14 protein-coding genes are annotated in these 19,625 nt (G+C 33.4%); 4 read left to right on the forward strand and 10 right to left on the reverse strand.

Going from position 1 to position 19,625, the window contains the following annotated elements; genetic code table 11:
* Window positions 1-76: 76 nt before the first annotated feature.
* Genes QHG34_RS07755 through QHG34_RS07770 form a run of 4 tightly spaced genes read right to left on the reverse strand, consistent with a single transcriptional unit; the run spans window position 77 to window position 4,736 of the window.
* Window positions 77-568, reverse strand: a complete 492-nt coding sequence (locus QHG34_RS07755; RefSeq protein ID WP_282629640.1) for a hypothetical protein — start codon at window positions 566-568, stop codon at window positions 77-79.
* A 3-nt stretch (window positions 569-571) separates the two neighbouring features.
* Window positions 572-1,630, reverse strand: a complete 1,059-nt coding sequence (locus tag QHG34_RS07760) for a glutaminyl-peptide cyclotransferase (protein WP_282629641.1) — start codon at window positions 1,628-1,630, stop codon at window positions 572-574.
* Between the two features lie 55 nt (window positions 1,631-1,685).
* Entirely contained in the window at window positions 1,686-2,234 is a 549-nt protein-coding gene (gene ruvC, locus QHG34_RS07765) for a crossover junction endodeoxyribonuclease RuvC (RefSeq protein ID WP_282629642.1), read from the reverse strand.
* Between the two features lie 30 nt (window positions 2,235-2,264).
* A complete protein-coding gene (locus QHG34_RS07770) occupies window positions 2,265-4,736 on the reverse strand; it encodes a phosphoenolpyruvate carboxylase (protein WP_282629643.1) in 2,472 nt (823 codons plus the stop codon).
* A gap of 225 nt (window positions 4,737-4,961) precedes the next feature.
* Here QHG34_RS07770 and QHG34_RS07775 point away from each other — a divergent pair, with 225 nt between their 5' ends.
* Both QHG34_RS07775 and QHG34_RS07780 read left to right on the forward strand, forming a co-directional pair.
* Window positions 4,962-5,672, forward strand: coding sequence for a hypothetical protein (locus tag QHG34_RS07775; RefSeq protein ID WP_282629644.1), 711 nt, complete (start codon window positions 4,962-4,964; stop codon window positions 5,670-5,672).
* Between the two features lie 4 nt (window positions 5,673-5,676).
* Window positions 5,677-9,288: a hypothetical protein gene (locus tag QHG34_RS07780; RefSeq protein WP_282629645.1), complete on the forward strand. Its 3,612-nt coding sequence runs from the start codon at window positions 5,677-5,679 to the stop codon at window positions 9,286-9,288.
* A 46-nt stretch (window positions 9,289-9,334) separates the two neighbouring features.
* Here the strand turns inward: QHG34_RS07780 and QHG34_RS07785 are convergent, their stop codons facing one another.
* A complete protein-coding gene (locus tag QHG34_RS07785) occupies window positions 9,335-10,846 on the reverse strand; it encodes a GH3 auxin-responsive promoter family protein (RefSeq protein ID WP_282629646.1) in 1,512 nt (503 codons plus the stop codon).
* A 53-nt stretch (window positions 10,847-10,899) separates the two neighbouring features.
* Between QHG34_RS07785 and QHG34_RS07790 the strand changes: the two genes are divergently transcribed.
* Both QHG34_RS07790 and QHG34_RS07795 read left to right on the forward strand, forming a co-directional pair.
* Entirely contained in the window at window positions 10,900-11,691 is a 792-nt protein-coding gene (locus QHG34_RS07790) for a DUF2797 domain-containing protein (RefSeq protein WP_282629647.1), read from the forward strand.
* A gap of 155 nt (window positions 11,692-11,846) precedes the next feature.
* Complete coding sequence (locus tag QHG34_RS07795; RefSeq protein ID WP_282629648.1) at window positions 11,847-12,287, forward strand: hypothetical protein; 441 nt, start codon at window positions 11,847-11,849, stop codon at window positions 12,285-12,287.
* A gap of 91 nt (window positions 12,288-12,378) precedes the next feature.
* Here QHG34_RS07795 and ilvA read toward each other — a convergent pair whose 3' ends face one another.
* The 5 genes from ilvA to ilvD are packed head-to-tail and all read right to left on the reverse strand — an operon-like array spanning window position 12,379 to window position 19,219.
* Window positions 12,379-13,662 (reverse strand): threonine ammonia-lyase IlvA, encoded by a 1,284-nt coding sequence (gene ilvA / locus QHG34_RS07800; RefSeq protein WP_282629649.1) that lies wholly within the window; start codon window positions 13,660-13,662, stop codon window positions 12,379-12,381.
* Window positions 13,663-13,713: 51 nt separating this feature from the next.
* Window positions 13,714-15,195 carry a ketol-acid reductoisomerase gene (gene ilvC / locus QHG34_RS07805; protein WP_282629650.1) on the reverse strand — a complete coding sequence of 494 codons (1,482 nt, stop codon included), beginning with the start codon at window positions 15,193-15,195 and terminating at the stop codon, window positions 13,714-13,716.
* A gap of 39 nt (window positions 15,196-15,234) precedes the next feature.
* Window positions 15,235-15,828, reverse strand: a complete 594-nt coding sequence (ilvN, locus tag QHG34_RS07810; protein ID WP_038333453.1) for an acetolactate synthase small subunit — start codon at window positions 15,826-15,828, stop codon at window positions 15,235-15,237.
* Between the two features lie 6 nt (window positions 15,829-15,834).
* Window positions 15,835-17,595: a biosynthetic-type acetolactate synthase large subunit gene (gene ilvB / locus QHG34_RS07815; protein WP_282629651.1), complete on the reverse strand. Its 1,761-nt coding sequence runs from the start codon at window positions 17,593-17,595 to the stop codon at window positions 15,835-15,837.
* Window positions 17,528-19,219 (reverse strand): dihydroxy-acid dehydratase, encoded by a 1,692-nt coding sequence (gene ilvD / locus QHG34_RS07820; protein WP_282629652.1) that lies wholly within the window; start codon window positions 19,217-19,219, stop codon window positions 17,528-17,530. The genes ilvB and ilvD overlap by 68 nt, the downstream gene beginning before the upstream one ends.
* Window positions 19,220-19,625 lie beyond the last annotated feature (406 nt).

The following is a 19,625-nucleotide window of genomic DNA, read 5'->3' on the forward strand; positions in this document are numbered from 1 at the left end:
AAAAATTTTTACTTATAATTTTTTAGATGATTTTTGAAAAAGAAAAGCTCGATTTTGCAGGTCGAGCTTTTTGCTTTTATAGATTTTCTAAAAATTTTTCAGGATCTTCAAGAAATTTAAATCCATTAGATTGATGAATGTTTTCTATAAGTAATTCTTTTTCAGCTTCAAAAAAATCATACTTAACATTCATAAATTTTAGATGATACTCTTTCGCAATTTCGATCAATACATCAATTGATCGTATAACATTAATTTCGTTTCTTAAATCAAATCTGAAATTGAAAAAATTAATATTATCATTTTCATCAAAAACTATAGAGCAATCATTATCATAATAGTTTGAATGATCTCCTTTCCAATAAAGGAAATTCTCACTTATACTTTTATAATCTGTAATGAATTTATCAATCTTTAATTCAATTTCATTTTTATTGATAAAGGTTTTTTCCCAAAAACATTCGGTACTTTTTAAGTAATCAGAATCCTCTTGTTTGATGAATTCTAGATACTTTTTATCGAAATTAATCAACGGAACTAAGAAGACGTTATATTGCCAAATAGCCATATTCTACTTCTTAATCTTAATTTCAAAGATTTTGTCCCAGTTTTTACCTGTTAATAACATATTTCCGTTGTCTTTGAAAGCGATTCCGTTCAATTCTTGTGCTTGTGGATTTCCTTGTTTTCCTTTCAATTCAGCGAAATTAAACTCAGCTTTTACAGCGCCAGTTTGCGGATCAATTACCACAATATTACTGTTATCTGCATGTCCAGATTTTAGGTAAACATTTGCATAAATTAAACCATCGTGATACTCAATTTCATTCAAATAACTATATGGTTGCGTGCTATCAAAAGCTTGAACAGTTCTAAGGTAATTAAATTTATCGTCGAAGAAATGAATACGTTGTGAACCTTCTGTTATAGCTAATTCGTTACCGATTGTTGTAATTCCCCAACCTTCGATAATCTGATTTGGCATATCCAATTTAGCCGTTTGGTTAAATTCTAAATCATATTTATAAATTGCACGATCTTGCCATGTTAATTGATAAATAGAACCAGCTAATTCTGTAATTCCTTCTCCAAAAACATCGTCTTTTATTTGATATAATTTTGTAGGTTCTGTAGCACCTAATTTATATTTGATTAAGCGAGTTTTTCCTTCGCGAAGTCCAGTTCCTTCATAAATATCTCCATTTTTGAAGTAAAAACCTTGCGTAAAATAATCCGGATTATGTGGAAACGTTCCTACAATTTCATAGTTCCATTGTGCAGCAGGCTCATTTGCATAAACGACAAAAGTAAAATCGCGTGAGTTAGTTTCTTCTTCTCCTTTAAAGAATTTTACATTAACGATATGATTTCCTAAACCAATTTTCTTTCCATCAATTGTAAAATCAGCCGGAACTACTTGTTCGTCTACAGAAACAACAACCTTCGTAATTCCTTCTAAGTTTGTTGTAGGAATACTTATTTTGTCTCCAATTTTGTACTTATTTTGCTCAATTTTAGAAACAATTTCAGTAATTGCTGTATTATTTTTTGCGTTATTGTCTTTACAAGAAACAAACAACGATCCACAAATAGTTGCACAAACAGAGGCAACGATAAAATATTTTTTCATTTGGTATTTTAGATTTAAAATCGAATTAACAAGGTCAATTCTATTACAAATATATCTATTTTGTTCGATTCGGATTATTTTTTACAAAAGCATCCCAACCTGAATATGATTTTGATTCACCTGAGATATTTTTTGAGTTTAAATAATGACAAACAGCAACTGCAAGACCGTCTGTAGCGTCCAAACGCTTCGGAATTTCTTTCAAGCCAAGTAAATGTTGCAACATTCCTGCAACTTGTTCTTTTGATGCATTTCCATTTCCTGTAATTGCCATCTTTACTTTTTTTGGCGCATATTCTACTACAGGCATATCGCGATGTAGACAAGCCGCAATACAAACGCCTTGCGCACGACCAAGTTTTAGCATAGATTGTACATTAACACCAAAAAACTGCGCTTCAATGGCTAATTCATCAGGATGATATTGGTCGATAATGGCTAAAGTTTTTTCGAAAATCTTTTTCAATTTCGTTTGCTGATTTGGAAGTTTATGCAACAACAATTCGTCTAAAGTAATCAACTTTATTTTGTTGTTTTTGACTTCAATCAAACCAAAACCCATCACCATTGTTCCAGGATCAATCCCTAAAATAATCTTTTCCATCGTTGCGAAGGTATTAAGATATTCTGAAAATTAAGCCGAATTTCGACTCGCATTAATATTTCCGAATAACGAACGCATCACAATTTGCTCATAGATTGATTTGAACTCACTTTCGTGATGAATTTTGTTCAACGCAAATTGTTGAATCGTTAATAATGGCAACACAATTTTTTCGCGCATTTGTACCGAAGATTTGTTCAATGGTTCATCTTGCATCAATTCTGTGTAGCCCGAAATTTCTAAACATAATGCTTTTGATAATTCAAATTCATCGTGCAAAATATTCCAAAATTCACCATATTCAGGATCATCTTTCATATAAGAAGTTAACGGAAAATAAGTTTTTTCCATCGACATCATACTATTTTGAATCAACGTTTTGAAGAAGCTCGAATTTTTGAATAAATCTTTTACATCCTCTAAATGACCTTGTTTTTTCAATTCATTTATAGCCGTTCCAACACCAAAATATCCTGGAACATTTTGTTTTAATTGACTCCAAGAACCCACAAATGGAATGGCACGCAAATCATCAAACTCTAATTTTTTGTCGCCACCTCGCTTACTTGGTCGACTTCCGATATTTGTTTTCCCATAATAGTTAAGCGTACTCATATTTTCTAAATAAGGTAAAAATGAAGGATGCGCTTTCAAATCTTCGTATTTCTGATAACTAATTGTAGCTAATTTATCAATCAATGTGCGTTCATCAGGCGAAATCTGACTTGTGCTTGTCGAAAAAACATCCGAAATAATACCAGCCGTATACAATTGTTCAAAATTATATTTTGCCTGCGGCATTGTTCCATAATTCGACGTAATTGTTTGTCCTTGAATCGTAATTTGAATTTCGTGATTCGCAATTGTTTTCCCTTGAGAAGCGTAAAATTCGTGCGTTTTTCCACCACCACGCGCAGGAGGTCCACCGCGACCATCAAAGAAAATAACTTCGATTTGATTTTTATCCGAAACATTCGAAAGGATTTCTTTGGTACGATAAATTTCCCAATTCGCTTTGATGTAACCGCCATCTTTTGTCCCATCCGAAAAACCTAACATAATCGATTGACGTTGTTTTCTACGTTCTAAATGTTGCGCATAAATAGGTAAATTATACAATTTATTCATCGTATTTTCAGCACCATCTAAACCTCTAATCGTCTCGAAAAGTGGCATAATATCAAACTTAATTTCATCGTCTTTATAGCCGCAAAATTTGAATAAAGCATAAACATTTAAAACATCGAAAATGGTTTCAGAATTTGAAATAATGTATCGGTTAACACCTAATTCACCATTTCGTTGTTGAATCGTTTTTAATTGATAAACATTTTTGATCGTATCAATCACAATATCATCTTCAAAATCTTCTGGTTTAGCTGTAAAAGACGGATTTGTTAACAATTCGATTTGTTCTGGTTCGCTTAAGTCTTTCAGATTAATTCCAGTATATTTTTCAACAATTTGGTTAATTACTTTTTGATGAACACGCGAATCTTGACGAATATCCAAAGAAGCAAAATGTAATCCGAAAATATCAACACGTGTGATAAAATCGTCCAGAATATCTAAGAAAACACCATTGTGTTGTTCAATCAAAATTGTACGAATCGTTTGTAAACGCGTCTTGATTTCATCAATTGTAATCGTTCCATTTTCATTGAACATATTTTCGTAAATTAAATTACTCAACGCTTTTAAAGGCTCTGTAACATGTTTGAACGTTAATCGTCTTTGAACAATTTTTAGATGATTGTAATAATTTTTCAGAATACTTGTTCGTAACAAACTTGCTACTTTCCACGTAATTTCTGCTGTAACGAAAGGATTTCCATCGCGATCACCTCCAGGCCAAAAACCTAATTGAATGACAGGAGATTTGAGCGGCTGACTTTCTGTAAAAAACAATTGATTGATTTCGTTGTACAATCGTCCAATCGTCTGATAATACACATTTCGTAAATAATAAATAATCGAAACTGCTTCATCGTAAGGTGTCGGTTTTTCTTCGTTGATGAAAGGTGTTTTTCCTAATTGTTGCAACAATAAATCAATTTTACTTACCGAATCTTGTTGAATTGCATCACGTAAGTCTTGAATAATTTGTTGAACGTTTGTCGGATAAAATTGCGTTGGATGCGCTGTAAATACAACTCTTGTTACAAAATCTTCGATTCTGGTTTTTACTTGCTCCATTTTACCTTGCGCTTGCGCAATATGGTAAATGCTTTCCAAACTTCCTTTTTCGTTTTCGGAATGCAACGATGGAAATGCTGCATCTTCAATACTATCAAACAAAACCACTTGGCGCTCGATGTATTGAATCATTCGAAACATCAAATCGATTTGTTCTTGTTCGGTTTTTAAATCGGTGTATTTCTCAAAAAAATTGTTGATGATTTCATTTGGCGATTTTCCTTCTGGTAAACCTTTTTGGCTTTCATCGTACAAAAACGGAATTAAAGATCCGATGTTTTGCATTTTTTCGTAGGGCAGACTCATAAAGAGACTGTTGTAAATTTGAAACTTATTTTCTACAATTTGGTGGAATTTAAGTTCAGTTAAATTTGTACTTCGCATTAATTGTATTTTTTCTCCTAATAGTAAATTTAAAGTTTAATAATGAGTAATTTATAAATTATTTTAAGTTTGAATGTGAATTGTATTTCAACAATAGTTAATTGCGAAATAAATAATACCTTTGCGCAAAATTTCCAAATAATTTATATGAAAATTAAGTTTTTAGCTCTTGTAAATGTGGTGTTTACTACAATTTTATATGCGCAGGTAGGAATTGGAACATCTAATCCAAATGCAACACTTGATGTGTCTATCGATGCAAATTATAAAAGTGGAGATAAAGCAGGTGTGGCTTTTCCAATGATGAGTGGAAATCAAATAGAAGCTATGTCTACGACAAATTTAAAAGCAGGAACACTTGTTTATGCAAATGCTATTTCGACGAACTCAATGCCTGATGTTGACGCATTAGGATTATGGTATTGGACTGGCGATGCAGCGAAAAAGTGGGAGCCGTTAAATTTAGGCTATAAAAAAGTGGTTTCTTATTTTTATGCACCTTCTATTGCTTTACCAACAGATATAGCTGGTGTTTCAACAGATTCCTCTTCTACGATTTGGTATGATAGTGCAACTTCTATGTTTAATGTAAAGTTGTTCGAAATTTATAAAAGTCAATTTGATTTATCTGGAAATGTAAGTGGTGCTAATAAAAGTGCATTAAAGAGCCCTTCAGCAACTACTATTCCAGTCTTAAATAAAACAGATTTAGAATACTTTGTAACATATTTTGATAATCAAGTTTTTGATCCTTCTAAAATTACATTGGATGATAATGGTGTTTTAAAATATTCTATTTTATCTAATCCAATGGTGACGGAGAATACATTTATGAACATTGTATTTAAAGTAAAATAATTTCATGAAAAAACTTTTTACTTTTTTTGTACTGCTTTTAAGTTTTAATTTATCAGCAGCTAATTATTACTGGGTGGGTGGTTCTGGTAATTGGACAGATATCAACCATTGGCGTACTGCCCCTGGCGGCACATCTCTACCTTCAGTAATCCCTGGACCAACAGATAATGTATTTTTTGATGCAAAATCTGGTTTTACCGCTACAAGTAAAACAATTACAATTGATAATACAGCGAATTGCCATAATATCACCTTTGCAGGGAGTTCCACAGCACCAACGTTAACACAAAATGGCAATCAAACGTTGAATATTTATGGATCTAGTGAATGGCAATCTGGAATGGCAACTATTGCTGTTACTAATATTTATTATCGTCATACAGGCGAAGCGAAAACCATAAAAAGTAATGGTGTAATGATAGGAGGTTTGACGCTGTATTTTGAAGAAGAAAACACCATCAGTTTATTAGACGATTTTCAAGTCGAACGTCAACTTGATCATTTGGCTGGCACATGGAATACCAACAACCATACAGTAACTATTGGGGCGTTTTTATATGCTACAAATGGAACTAAAGCAAGAACAATAAACCTAGGAAACTCAAAGATTATTTTACCAAATTCAGTCGCTTCCTTTAGAACTAACAATCCTCAAACAACAGTTAACTCTGGAACATCTCATATTTATTTTACGAATGCAACTGGAACAAATAATGGCATGCATACAAATCCAAATCAAACATTTTACAATGTCATTTTTGAAGGTGCAACTGGATTTTTGAATGGTGGAGCAACATATAATCAAGTTGACTTTAAAGGAAATGGAGGAATTAATGGTGACAATATTTTTAAAAATTTGTTATTCTCAGCCACAAAAACCTACACTTTTGAATCTGGTAAAACGCAAAGAATTTTTTCTTTATTTTCGGCGAATACACCGCAATGTGGTGGTTGGTCTACTATAATTTCAAGTATTCCAAATTCTAAAGCAAACCTTATTGCTACAACAGGTGTTAATATTAATGTTTCTGGGGTTATAATGAAAGATATTTCAGGCTCTGGTGGAGCAGATTTTTCAGCTATAAATTCTGTTAATAATGGAAATAATACAGGATGGACATTTCCCCCTTATACAGGTCAAGACTTATATTGGGTAGGCGGCTCCGGAAACTGGAATGATAAAGCGCATTGGTCTCAATCACCTGGTGGACTAGGTGGTTATTGTGTCCCAGGTCCGACGGATAACACTTTTTTTGACGCAGGTTCAGGCTTCACTTCAAGTAATAAAACGGTATCAATAGACAATATTTCATATACTAAAAACATCACGTTTTCGGGTAGTACCTATGCGCCAACCTTAACACAAAGTGGAAATCAAACGTTTAATATTTATGGCTCAAGTGAATGGCAAACAGGAATGGGAATTATTGCTGTTACCAATATCTATTACCGCCATACAAATGAAGCAAAAACCATTAAAAGCAATGGTGTAATCACTGGAGGTATGATGTTGTATTTTGAAGAAGAAAGTTCTATCAGCTTACTCGATGATTTCCAAACCGACCGACAACTTGAGCATCAAGCCGGCACATGGAATACTAACAATTATAAAGTAACAATTGGAGGCTTCTTTTATGCAATAACTGGATCTAAACCAAGAACAATAAATCTAGGGAGCTCTACAATTATATTACCAAATTCTGTTGCAGCATTCAGAACAAATAATCCGCAAACTACTGTAAATGCAGGAACTTCCCATATTTTCTTTACTACGTCTAATAGTGCAAGTAATGGTCTAAACACCAATCCTACCCAAACATTTTACAATGTCACTTTTGGAGGTCCTTTAGGATCTGTTCATGGTGGAGCCAATTACAATCAAGTAGATTTTAAAGGAAATGGAATTATAAACGCAAATAATAACTTCAAGAATTTACTTTTTACACCTACCAAAACCTATACTTTTGAGGCAGGTAAGACACAAACAATCTCAACACAGTTTTTAGCAAGTACGCCGCAATGTGGCGGTTGGTCAACCATAGTATCAAATACTCTAGGAACGCAAGCGAATATTATTGCTACAACAGGCGTAACAATAGATGTTTCAGGTGTTATCATGAAGGATATTAAAGCATCTGGTGGAACAATTTTCACTGCAAATAATTCGGTTGATAATGGGAACAACTCAGGTTGGACATTTCCTGAATATATGGGACAAAATCTATATTGGGTAGGTGGTAGCGGCAACTGGAATGATAGGGCACATTGGTCAAAAAAATCAGGTGATACTGGTGGTTACTGCGTACCAGGACCAGCAGACAATACTTTTTTTGATGAAGGATCTGGCTTTACATCAAGTAGCAAAACTATATCAGTTGATAATATATCATACACTCATAATATTACATTTTCGGGGAGTAGTATTTCACCTATCTTAACACAAAGTGGAAACCAAACGCTTAATATTTATGGCTCAAGTGAATGGCAATCCGGAATGGGAACTATTGCAATTACCAACATCTATTATAGACATACAAATGAAGCAAAAACCATTAAAAGTAATGGTGTAATCACAGGTGGTTCGATGTTATATTTTGAAGAAGAAAATTCAATAAGTTTATTAGACGATTTCCAAACCGACCGACAACTTGAGCAACAAGCCGGTATATGGAATACTAACAATCATAAAGTTACGATTGGAGGTTTTTTCTATGCCATAAATGGAAGTAAACAGCGTACATTAAATCTTGGCAGTTCCGACATTATTTTATCCAATCCTTCGGGATTATTTAGAACTGATAATCCACAAACAACGATAAATGCAGGAACCTCTCACATACAATTCATAAATGGGTCTTCTAATAATGGTATTTATACATCATCAACACAAACTTTTTACAATCTCACCTTTTACAAAGCTGATGGCATTATAAGAGGAGGCTCCAAATACAACAAAGTTGAGTTTAAATTTGGTGGTTTAATAAATGGTAATAATACATTTAAGGATTTAATATTATCAGCTGGCAAAACTTACACCTTACAAAATGCCACAACTCAAACCATCGAAAACTGGACTTTAGGAGGTACGCCTTGTGAGGTGACATTTGTTCAGAGTAGTTCTGCTGGCACTCGTGCTAATGTAAATGTAACAGGAACGGTAATTAACTTTAACTTTGGTAATCTTAAAGATATTAATGCTTCTGGTCAATCGTTACATTTTGGTGAGCAAAGTACTATTGCTAACCAAAATAATAACAACATAACATATGATCCTTATAATCCAGGTGCTTTTGAAGGGTTAGGTGCCGATTGGATTGATCATAAAATTGATAATTCAGATCCGTCTACTTATATAGTATCAGCAAGTAAATTTTATGGAAACAATTATACTTCGTACAAATGGTATAAAATTGACGGATTAAATAGTAGTTCAACCAAAGTGATTAGTACAGAAAAAGAAATTGATATCCGAAAATTTGGATATGGAACTTATGAGGTCAAAGTTGATTATTCAAATGGAAATACAATTACATGTAGTGTAAATGACAACATTTTACTGAAAGGAATTCTGAAAAAAGTACTTGTTAACCCAAGTATCCGAATTCGTGTACAATAACAAGTTAATAAACCAAAAAAAAGAGAATCATGATGATTCTCTTTTTTTATATTTTGTTGTTTAATACTATCAAAGGTTCAATAAACTCTCTTGTATTGGACAAACGAGGAACTTTATTTTGTCCACCTAATTTTCCACGAGAAGCCATCCATTCGATGAATAGTTTCTTGCGTGCTTTGTGAACAATTGGTCGATTAAGTGTCATATTATTATAACGTTTCGCTTCGTAATCTGAATTTACATCCTGAAGATTTTTGTCTAGATGATCAATAAACTCTTCGAAGTTTTCGGGTTCTTTTTCAAATTCAATCATCCATTCGTGCGAACCTTTTTCTCTTCCTTGCATAAAAACAGGTCCCGCAGTATATTCTGAAATAATCGAATTGGTCTGATCGCACGTTCTTTTCAAAGCTTCTTCTGCATTTTCAATCATTAACTCTTCTCCAAACGCATTGATATAATGTTTTGTTCGTCCAGAAACAACAATTCGATGTGGGTTTGTAGACGTAAAACGAACTGTATCACCAATAATATAACGCCACAAACCACCATTTGTCGTGATAACCATGGCATAGTTTTTCCCAATTTCAACATCTCCAATGGTTAAATAGCGTTGATTTTCTGTTCCAAAATCTTCCATTGGAATAAACTCATAAAAGATTCCGTTGTCTAATAATAACAATAAATCTTTGTTATTTAATTGATCTTGAATTCCAAAAAATCCTTCGGAAGCATTGTATAATTCGAAGTAATTTAAATTTTTATGAGTAATTTGATTGTAGTTTTCGGCATAAGGTTTGAAACTTATTCCTCCATGAAAAAACACTTCAAGATTTGGCCAAATTTCATCCAAATAATTTTTTCCAGTTTCTGCCATCAATTTATTTAGCACAACCATCATCCAAGACGGCACACCTGTTAACGAACCTACATCTTCGTTCTTTGTGGCATTTATAATGGCATCCATCTTTAATTTCCAATCTGACATTAACGAAATTTCACGATTCGGAATGTTTTTCATTTCAGCATAAAAAGGCAAATTATCAATCAAAATAGCTGATAAATCACCGAAAAGGGTATCATATTTTTGGTATAATTCGCTACTTCCACCAATTCGTAGGTTTTTGTGCATAAAAATATCCGTTTCTGGATAAGCATTTAAGTACAAAGCAAACATGGTTTTTCCGGCAGCATAATGACAATCTTCTAAAGATTCGGTACTAATCGGAATAAATTTACTTTTTGCATTTGTAGTACCAGAAGATTTGGCAAACCATTTGATTTTTCCATGCCAAGAAACATCCTTTTCACCTTTTCTTGCTAGTTCTATATAAGGCTGAAAATCCTCGTAATGTACAGCTGGAACTTGCTCTTGAAATTTCTGTGCTGTTTTGATCTCTTCAAAGTGAAATTCTTTTCCGTAAATTGTTGATTTAGCTTTCTTAATATTGTCAAATAATACACGTTCTTGCGTACCAACAGGATTTTTGATGCTTTCTTCAATGACATTCATTCGGCTACGCATCATAATTTCCATTATCTTATTGACTATTCCCATCCGCTAAAATTTTTTGTAGATTTACACAAAATTAAAAAACTTTAGATAGTAAGATGCAGTTTGAAGGACAAATTCGTAAAATGACGACCGAAAATGGAAATCCGATTAATTATTATTGGAATTTCAAAGATGATTTTATCGTTATGAATCAATTATTGGGTAAAAAAATCTCCATTAAATTCGATCATTACGAATGTTTAAACTGTCACGAGGATAAAGAGATTTATCAGATGGGATATTGTAAAAATTGTTTTTTTACAGTTCCAGAAGCTAATCCAAGTATCATTAATCCAGAACTTTCTACAGCCCATTTAGGAATTGCACAACGCGATTTAGAATTTGAAATAAAGTTTGAACTGCAACCACATATTGTGTATTTAGCAAATTCGTCAGGTATAAAAGTTGGTGTAACACGTGTAACGCAAGTTCCGACTCGTTGGATAGATCAAGGAGCTTCGGAAGCTATTATTATTGCAAGAACAGATAATCGTTACGAAGCTGGAATGATAGAGGTTTCGTTGAAAAATGTAATTGCAGATAAAACGAATTGGCAACGTATGTTGAAAAATGATGTGCCTGAGATTAATTTGTTCGAAAAGTATCACGAAATTCGAAATGAAGTGAATCCAGATTTTCAACAATTTTTGGTAGGTGAGCCAGAAGTTTGGACGCTAGACTATCCTGTTTTAGCATATCCTGAAAAAGTAAAATCATTGAACTTGAAAAAATCACCCGAGATAGAAGGTGTTTTGAAAGGAATAAAAGGTCAATACTTAATTTTTGAAGATAACACCGTGTTTAATGTTCGTGGTCACGAAGGTTTTTATGTAATATTTGATGTCTAAAATTTCTTCAACAATATAACTTATTCAAAAGTCAATCTTTGTACAAGATTGACTTTTTTATTTGTATCTACTTGAATTTTAAAAAAATACTTGTTTATTATTTCGAAAAATCACTATATTAGTTATAATCAATTAACACAAAAAAATATAGAATTATGAAAACAAGTGTAATCTTAATGGTAGGGGGAGTCTTAGCTTTAACTGCTTGTAACAAGAAAGCTGATTTACCAGATTATAAAGTAAAAGAGGCAATTTTAGATGTTTATAAGTACAGAGCAGAGAAACCAGATTCGTTGTTTGCTAAAGTAGAAGGTGTAAAAGTGGAAGATTTGAATGCGCCTATTAAGCAATACGGACCAGTAGACGTGTACAATTTTGAGAAAATGACGCCTTTAGAAGATGGTGATAAAACCGTTTACGAAGCCGTTTACAAAGTATCTTTTAAAGGTGCAGAAGGAACAGAAACATTCAAAGTAAAACGTGTTGATAAATTGGACGGAATTGTTGTTGGTTACGCAAGTGATATAAAACCAGTTGTAGCTCCAGTTACAGATACGACAGCTGTGAAAAAAGATTCTGTTGCAGCAAAAAAATAAATTTGAGTAAAAATAAATAAAAGTAAAAAGATGATTCTGAAATTTTCGGAATCATCTTTTTTATTGAAAGAATGTTTAAAAGAGGTATTTATTATCCAATCATTAAAGAAAAAAGGGTATTATCTGTGTTAAGATATTGATAGTCGAAATGATGATTTTCTAAACGATAAATCAATCCTTCCAAATCTTCTTTTTTGTCTAATTCAATGCCAACAACTGCTGGACCTGTTTCTTTGTTGTTTTTTTGCGTGTATTGAAAATAGGTGATATCATCATTTTCACCCAAAACTTCGTTCACTAATTCTTTCAAAGCGCCGGCACGTTGAGGAAAATTGATAATGAAATAATGTTTCAAACCTTCATATTGCAAACTTCTTTCTTTTATTTCTTCCATTCGCGTAATGTCGTTGTTGCTTCCGCTAAGCACACAAACCACATTTTTTCCTTTGATTTCTTCCTTAAATAAATCTAAAGCCGATACACTCAAAGCACCTGCGGGTTCTACAACAATTGCATCTTCATTGTACAAACGCAAAATGCTCGAACAAACTTTTCCTTCCGGAACTGCACAAGTAGTTTCTAAACCTTCTGCACAGATTTTATAGGTTTTTTCACCTGCTTTTTTTACAGCTGCACCATCTACAAAAGGATCAATCTTCGCTAATGCAACAGATTGTTTTTGTTTGATTGCTTCTGCCATACTTGCAGCACCACTTGGTTCTACACCAATAATTTTAGTGTTTGGGCTTAATGATTTTAAAACAGAAATAACACCAGAAGCTAAACCACCACCACCAATTGGCACGAAAATATAATCGATTGGTTGATCGCATTGATTCAAAATTTCTAATGCAACCGTTCCTTGTCCTGCAATTACTTTTTCGTCATCAAAAGGATGAATAAAAGTAATATTTCCTTCTTGCGATAATTGATGCGCAAAAGCCGATGCATCATCAAATGTATCACCATGTAAAATGATTTCGATTTGATCTTTTCCAAACCATTTTACTTGTTTTATTTTTTGTTGAGGCGTTGTTGTTGGCATCACAATTTTACCTTTAATGTTTAATTGTTGACACGAATACGCCACACCTTGTGCGTGATTTCCTGCACTTGCGCAGATTACACCATTATTTTTTTCTTGTTCTGATAACTGAACGATTTTATTATAAGCACCACGTAATTTGTACGAACGGACGACTTGTAAATCTTCTCGTTTTAGATAGACATTCGCTTCAAATTGACGACTTAAATTTTCATTGAAATCGAAAGGAGTGTTTTTGGCAACTCCTTTCAAATTCATTTGAGCTAAGTTTACTTCGTCAAGCGAAACGCCTAAGGTCTCAGGTTTTTCATTTCTAAGTCCATTTGCCATAATTCACTGTTTGTTAGTTCTGTTAACTTTTTTTGTAATCTTAATGTTTGACTACACAGTTTTTATCGTTTTCATAGCAGTCATTGCTTTACGAAGTTTTTTTCCTACAGTTTCGACAGGATGATTACGTAAAACATCATTTATATGTACCAATGTTGCATTGTCAACAGCATTGTCTTTTCCTTCGGTGTAATTTTTACCGACAACGTCTACGTTTACTTTTGCCATGAAATCTTTTAACAAAGGTTTACAAGCCTGATCGAAAAGATAACAACCATATTCTGCTGTATCAGAAATCACACGATTCATTTCGAATAATTTTTTACGAGCAATAGTATTTGCAATCAATGGTGTTTCGTGTAATGATTCGTAGTAAGCAGATTCAGGTTTAATACCTGCTTCAACCATAGTTTCAAACGCTAATTCAACTCCAGCACGAACAAAAGCTACCATTAAAGTGTAGTTGTCAAAATATTCTTGTTCTGTAATATTTGCGTCGCCTGCAGGTGTTTTTTCAAAAGCAGTTTCACCAGTTTCAGCTCTCCATTTTAATAAGTTTTTATCATCATTCGCCCAATCTTCCATCATTGTTTTACTAAATTCACCCGAAATAATATCATCTTGATGTTTTTGGAATAATGGACGCATAATGTCTTTTAATTCTTCTGATAATTCAAAGGCTTTCACTTTAGCAGGATTGCTTAATCTATCCATCATACCACTAACTCCACCATGTTTTAAGGCCTCAGTAATTACTTCCACACCATATTGAACTAATTTTGAAGCGTAACCTGGGTCAATTCCATTTTCAACCATTTTATCGAAAGAAAGAATAGAACCTGTTTGTAAAAGACCGCATAAAATGGTTTGTTCTCCCATTAAATCAGACTTTACTTCTGCAACAAATGATGATTTTAAAACTCCCGCTCTATGACCACCAGTCCCTGCACAATATGCTTTTGCTTGGTCAAGTCCTTTCCCTTCAGGATCATTTTCTGGGTGAACTGCAATTAACGTAGGAACTCCAAATCCTCTTAAATATTCTGCTCGAACTTCTGAACCAGGACATTTCGGAGCAACCATTATTACAGTAATATCTTTACGAATTTGTACACCTTCTTCAACGATATTAAATCCATGAGAATATAAAAGTGTAGCGCCTTCTTTTATAAAAGGTTGAATAGTGTTAACTACTTGCGTATGTTGTTTGTCTGGCGTTAAATTCGCTACAACATCAGCGTTTGGGATTAATTCTTCGAAAGTACCAACTGTAAAATTATGACTTGTGGCATTTTTCCAAGAATCTCTTTGTTGTTCAATGGCTTCTTTGCGTAATGCGTACGAAACGTCTAAACCGCTGTCTCGTAAATTCAATCCTTGGTTTAATCCTTGTGCACCGCAGCCTACAATTACAATTTTTTTGTCTTTTAATGCATCAGTACCTTTTGCGAATTCTGAGTTATTTAGAAATTCTGCTTGTCCAAGTTGATATAATTGATCTCTTAATGATAGAGAATTAAAATAATTAGTCATTTTGTATTTTTATAATATTATTAATCGGGTTATTTGAGATTACATTGTGAAAACTGAATTTCCTTCGTTTAGGAATTCATTTTCGATCACTTCTTTTGATGGTTCGTCTTTTTCGAATTGTAATAATTTTTCGTGGAAACCAGCACTTGCTTTTATAATCGCGATTCTTGCTCCTCGAACAAATTCTATTAAGCCATATTTAGTTAATTCTTGTGTCAAATTATCAATTTCCTCACGATGACCAGCTGTTTCAAAAACCGTATAATCATTGCGAATTACGACTGTATTTGCACCATATTGACGTAACAATCGTTCTACATATGCCTTCTCTGCAATAATATTGGTTGGCACTTTGTATAAAGCTTGTTCTTGCCAAATTAATTCATCATTATTATTGAAATAAGCCTTAAGAACATCGATTTGTTTTTCAATTTGCATGCAAAGTTTTCGAACGACTTCTTCAGATTCTTCAATAACAATTGTAAATCGGTGTACATTTTCTATTTCTGAAGGAGAAGTGCTTAAACTTTCAATATTAATTTTTCGTCGAGTAAAAATTCCTGCAACTCTTCCTAAAATTCCTATGGAATTTTCTGTATATAACGTAATTGTATATTCTTGTTTTGAGTCCATAATAATTTATTTTAATCTAATTTCAGAAACACTTGTACCTTGTTCTACCATAGGAAATACATTGTTTTCTTTTCCTACCATAACTTCTAAAAGATAAGAACCATCATGCTCTAACATTTCTTTTAATGCATTTTTCAAGTCATTTCTCGCCTCTATTTTTTGACCTTCTATTTGATATGCTTTTGCAAGCGCAACAAAATCTGGACTTGTAATATCTACGAAAGAATAGCGTTTGTCGTTGAATAATTCTTGCCATTGACGAACCATTCCTAAGAAACTATTGTTTAAGATTAACATTTTTACTTTAGCTCCGAATTGCATAATCGTTCCCATTTCTTGTAACGTCATTTGGAAACCACCATCTCCACAAACCATGACAATGTCTTTTTCTGGTGCTCCGTACCATGCTCCAATTGCAGCAGGTAAACCAAATCCCATTGTTCCTAATCCGCCCGATGTAACCAAAAGTTTAGAATCTTTGAATTTCGCATAACGGCAAGCCGACATCTGATGTTGTCCAACGTCTGTCACAATTACTGCTTCTCCGTTTGTTAACTCATTTAATGTGTTAATAACTTCAGCCATAGAAAGGACATCAGTTGTAGGGTGGAATTCTTTATCAATAACTTCTGTACGTTCTTCTTTTTCGAGATCCCTAAATTCTTTTAACCATTGAGAGTGATCATTAGAATCAATTAAGTTTGTTAATAACGGAAGTGTTTTTTTACAATCTCCCCAAACTGGCACTGTAACTTTTACATTTTTACCAATTTCTGCTGGATCAATATCAAGATGAATCACTTTGGCTTGTTTTGCATATTTGTCCAAACGTCCAGTTACACGGTCATCAAACCTCATTCCTATGGCAATTAATACATCGCAATCATTTGTTTTGACATTCGGCGCATAATTTCCATGCATTCCTAATAAACCAACATATTGTGGATGATCTGTATCTAAAGAACTTAATCCCATTAAAGTTGTAGCCACTGGAATTCCAGATTTTTCTAAGAAATCTTTTAATTCTTGCTCTGCTTTTCCAAGTAGAATTCCTTGACCAATAATTGCAAAAGGTTTTTTTGCTTGATTAATAAGTTCAGCAGCAGCTTTTATATATTCAGTTCTTATCTCTGGTTCTGGTCGATAACTACGAACGTGCGTGCATTGCTCATACTTTTTCTTTTCGATAAGTTGTATTTGAGCATTTTTTGTAATATCAATCAATACTGGTCCTGGTCTTCCAGAACGCGCAATGTGAAATGCTTTTGCTAATACATCATTTATTTCTTCTGCATCAGTAATTTGATAATTCCATTTAGTGATGGGATTGGTGATATTGATTACATCTGTTTCTTGAAATGCATCAGTTCCTAATAAAGAAGCATAAACTTGTCCTGTGATACATACGATAGGATTACTATCTATCATAGCATCTGCAATTCCAGTTACTAAATTAGTTGCACCAGGACCACTTGTAGCAAATGCTACACCTACTTTTCCAGAAGTTCTTGCATAGCCTTGAGCAGCATGAATACCACCTTGCTCATGGCGAACTAAAATGTGCTCTAATTTATCTTTGTAATCATACAAAGCATCGTATATAGGCATAATTGCACCACCAGGATAGCCAAAAACTGTTGAAACTCCTTCAGCTAATAAAGCATTAATAATTGCTTGTGAACCTGAAATTTGAGTTGGTTTATTGGTCAGTAAGGCATCCTTCTGAGGCGTTTCCGACTTGCTTTGCGTATTTGTATAAGACTCCATTTTTTACTTTTAATGCGGGTTGTTTCCAGTTATTTTTTCGATTTTCTAATGTTTTTTCATCAACTAAAAGGTTTAATTCATTTTTGTTGATGTCAATTTCGATGAGGTCATCATTTTCGACTAATGCGATCGGTCCTCCTTCAAAAGCTTCTGGTGTAATGTGACCGACGACAAATCCGTGCGTTCCTCCACTAAAACGTCCGTCTGTGATCAAAGCGACTTTGTCTCCTAATCCAGCTCCGATAATGGCAGATGTTGGTTTCAACATTTCTGGCATTCCAGGACCTCCTTTTGGACCTTCGTTTCGGATGACAATAACGCTTCCAGCTTTGATTTGTAAATCTTCAATTGCTTTTAGTACTTCAACTTCGCTATTAAAAACTTGTGCTTTTCCTTTAAAATAAAAACCTTCTTTTCCAGATATTTTTGATACTGATCCGCCTGGAGCAAGGTTTCCGTAAAGCATTTGTAAGTGTCCAGTTTCTTTAATAGGATTAGATAATGGACGAATAATATTTTGTTTAGAGAAATCTAAATCAGGAACTGATGCTAAATTTTCGGCTAATGTTTTTCCTGTAACCGTTAAACAGCTTCCATCAATTAATCCTTCTTGTAACATATATTTCAAAACAGCAGGAACTCCACCAACTTTACTCAAATGTTCCATCAAGTATTTACCACTTGGTTTTAAATCTGCTATGACTGGTGTTTTATCGTTTATTGCTTGTATATCGTCTAATGATAATTTGATATTCATTGTAGCAGCAATCGCTAATAAATGTAAAACTGCGTTTGTGCTTCCGCCTAAAACAACAATTGTTTTAATCGCATTTTCTAAAGAGTTTTTCGTGATGATATCACTTGGTTTAATATCTTTTTCTAATAAAATTCTTAGATAATGAGCCGCAGTTGTACACTCGTTTTTCTTTTCTTGACTAAGGGCGGGATAAGATGAAGAATAAGGTAAACTCATTCCCATTGCTTCAATCGCCGCTGCCATTGTATTTGCTGTGTACATTCCACCACAAGCACCAGGGCCAGGGCAAGCATTCTGAATAATTCCACAAAAATCTTTGTCATCAAGATTTCCGTTTAATTTTTTACCTAATGCTTCAAATGCAGAAACAATGTTTAATTCTTCTTCTTTGTAGTGTCCTGGAGCTATGGTTCCACCATAAATCATGATCGAAGGACGGTTCAAACGTCCCATTGCCATAATTGATCCTGGCATATTTTTGTCACAACCTGGTATTGTGATTACGCCATCGTAAAAGTGTCCAGCACAAACGGTTTCGATAGAATCTGCAATGATTTCTCTACTTACTAAAGAGTATCGCATTCCAGAAGTTCCGTTTGTGATACCATCGCTAATTCCGATAGTATTGAATTTCAAACCGATTAGGTTTTCGGTTCTCATTCCATCCTGAACCAATTGTGCAAATTGGTTCAGGTGCATATTGCAAGTATTTCCATCGTACCCCATACTTGCAATTCCGATTAGTGGTTTTTTTAGGTCTTCGTTAGTTAGGCCAATCCCATGTAACATTGCTTGTGACGCAGGTAAAGTGTCATCTTGCGTTACGGTTCGGCTGTGTTTGTTTAATGTTTGGTTGTTGTTTTCCATAATTTTTATTGATAATCGAGAGTTTTATTTATAAAAAAAGCCACCCTTATAGAGGTGGCTCATTAAAATTTGTACAAAAAATTCATCACAAAACCACCTCTCCTAATCGTAAGACTAAGACTAAAATAATGATGATAATAATGACGAAATTGTTTTGCATGATATGTTTTATTTAATATTTTTCATAAAAAAAGCCACTTCTTTATGAAGTGGCTTTAATTGTTATCTTGTATGTACACAACTAATTACCACTCCTTGGAATAAGAATGACTAAAACAATTAAGTTGATAATGTTGTGAACTAATTTCATTTTCTTTTTTTGATAAATCAAAGCTAAGAATATTTTTTTTAAATAAAACAACTTTTTTTACTGTTTTTTTTGAAAATTTTTTATTTATAAAAAATT

This window comes from Empedobacter sedimenti (assembly GCF_030005555.1).
Classification (GTDB): Bacteria; Bacteroidota; Bacteroidia; order Flavobacteriales; family Weeksellaceae; genus Empedobacter; species Empedobacter sedimenti.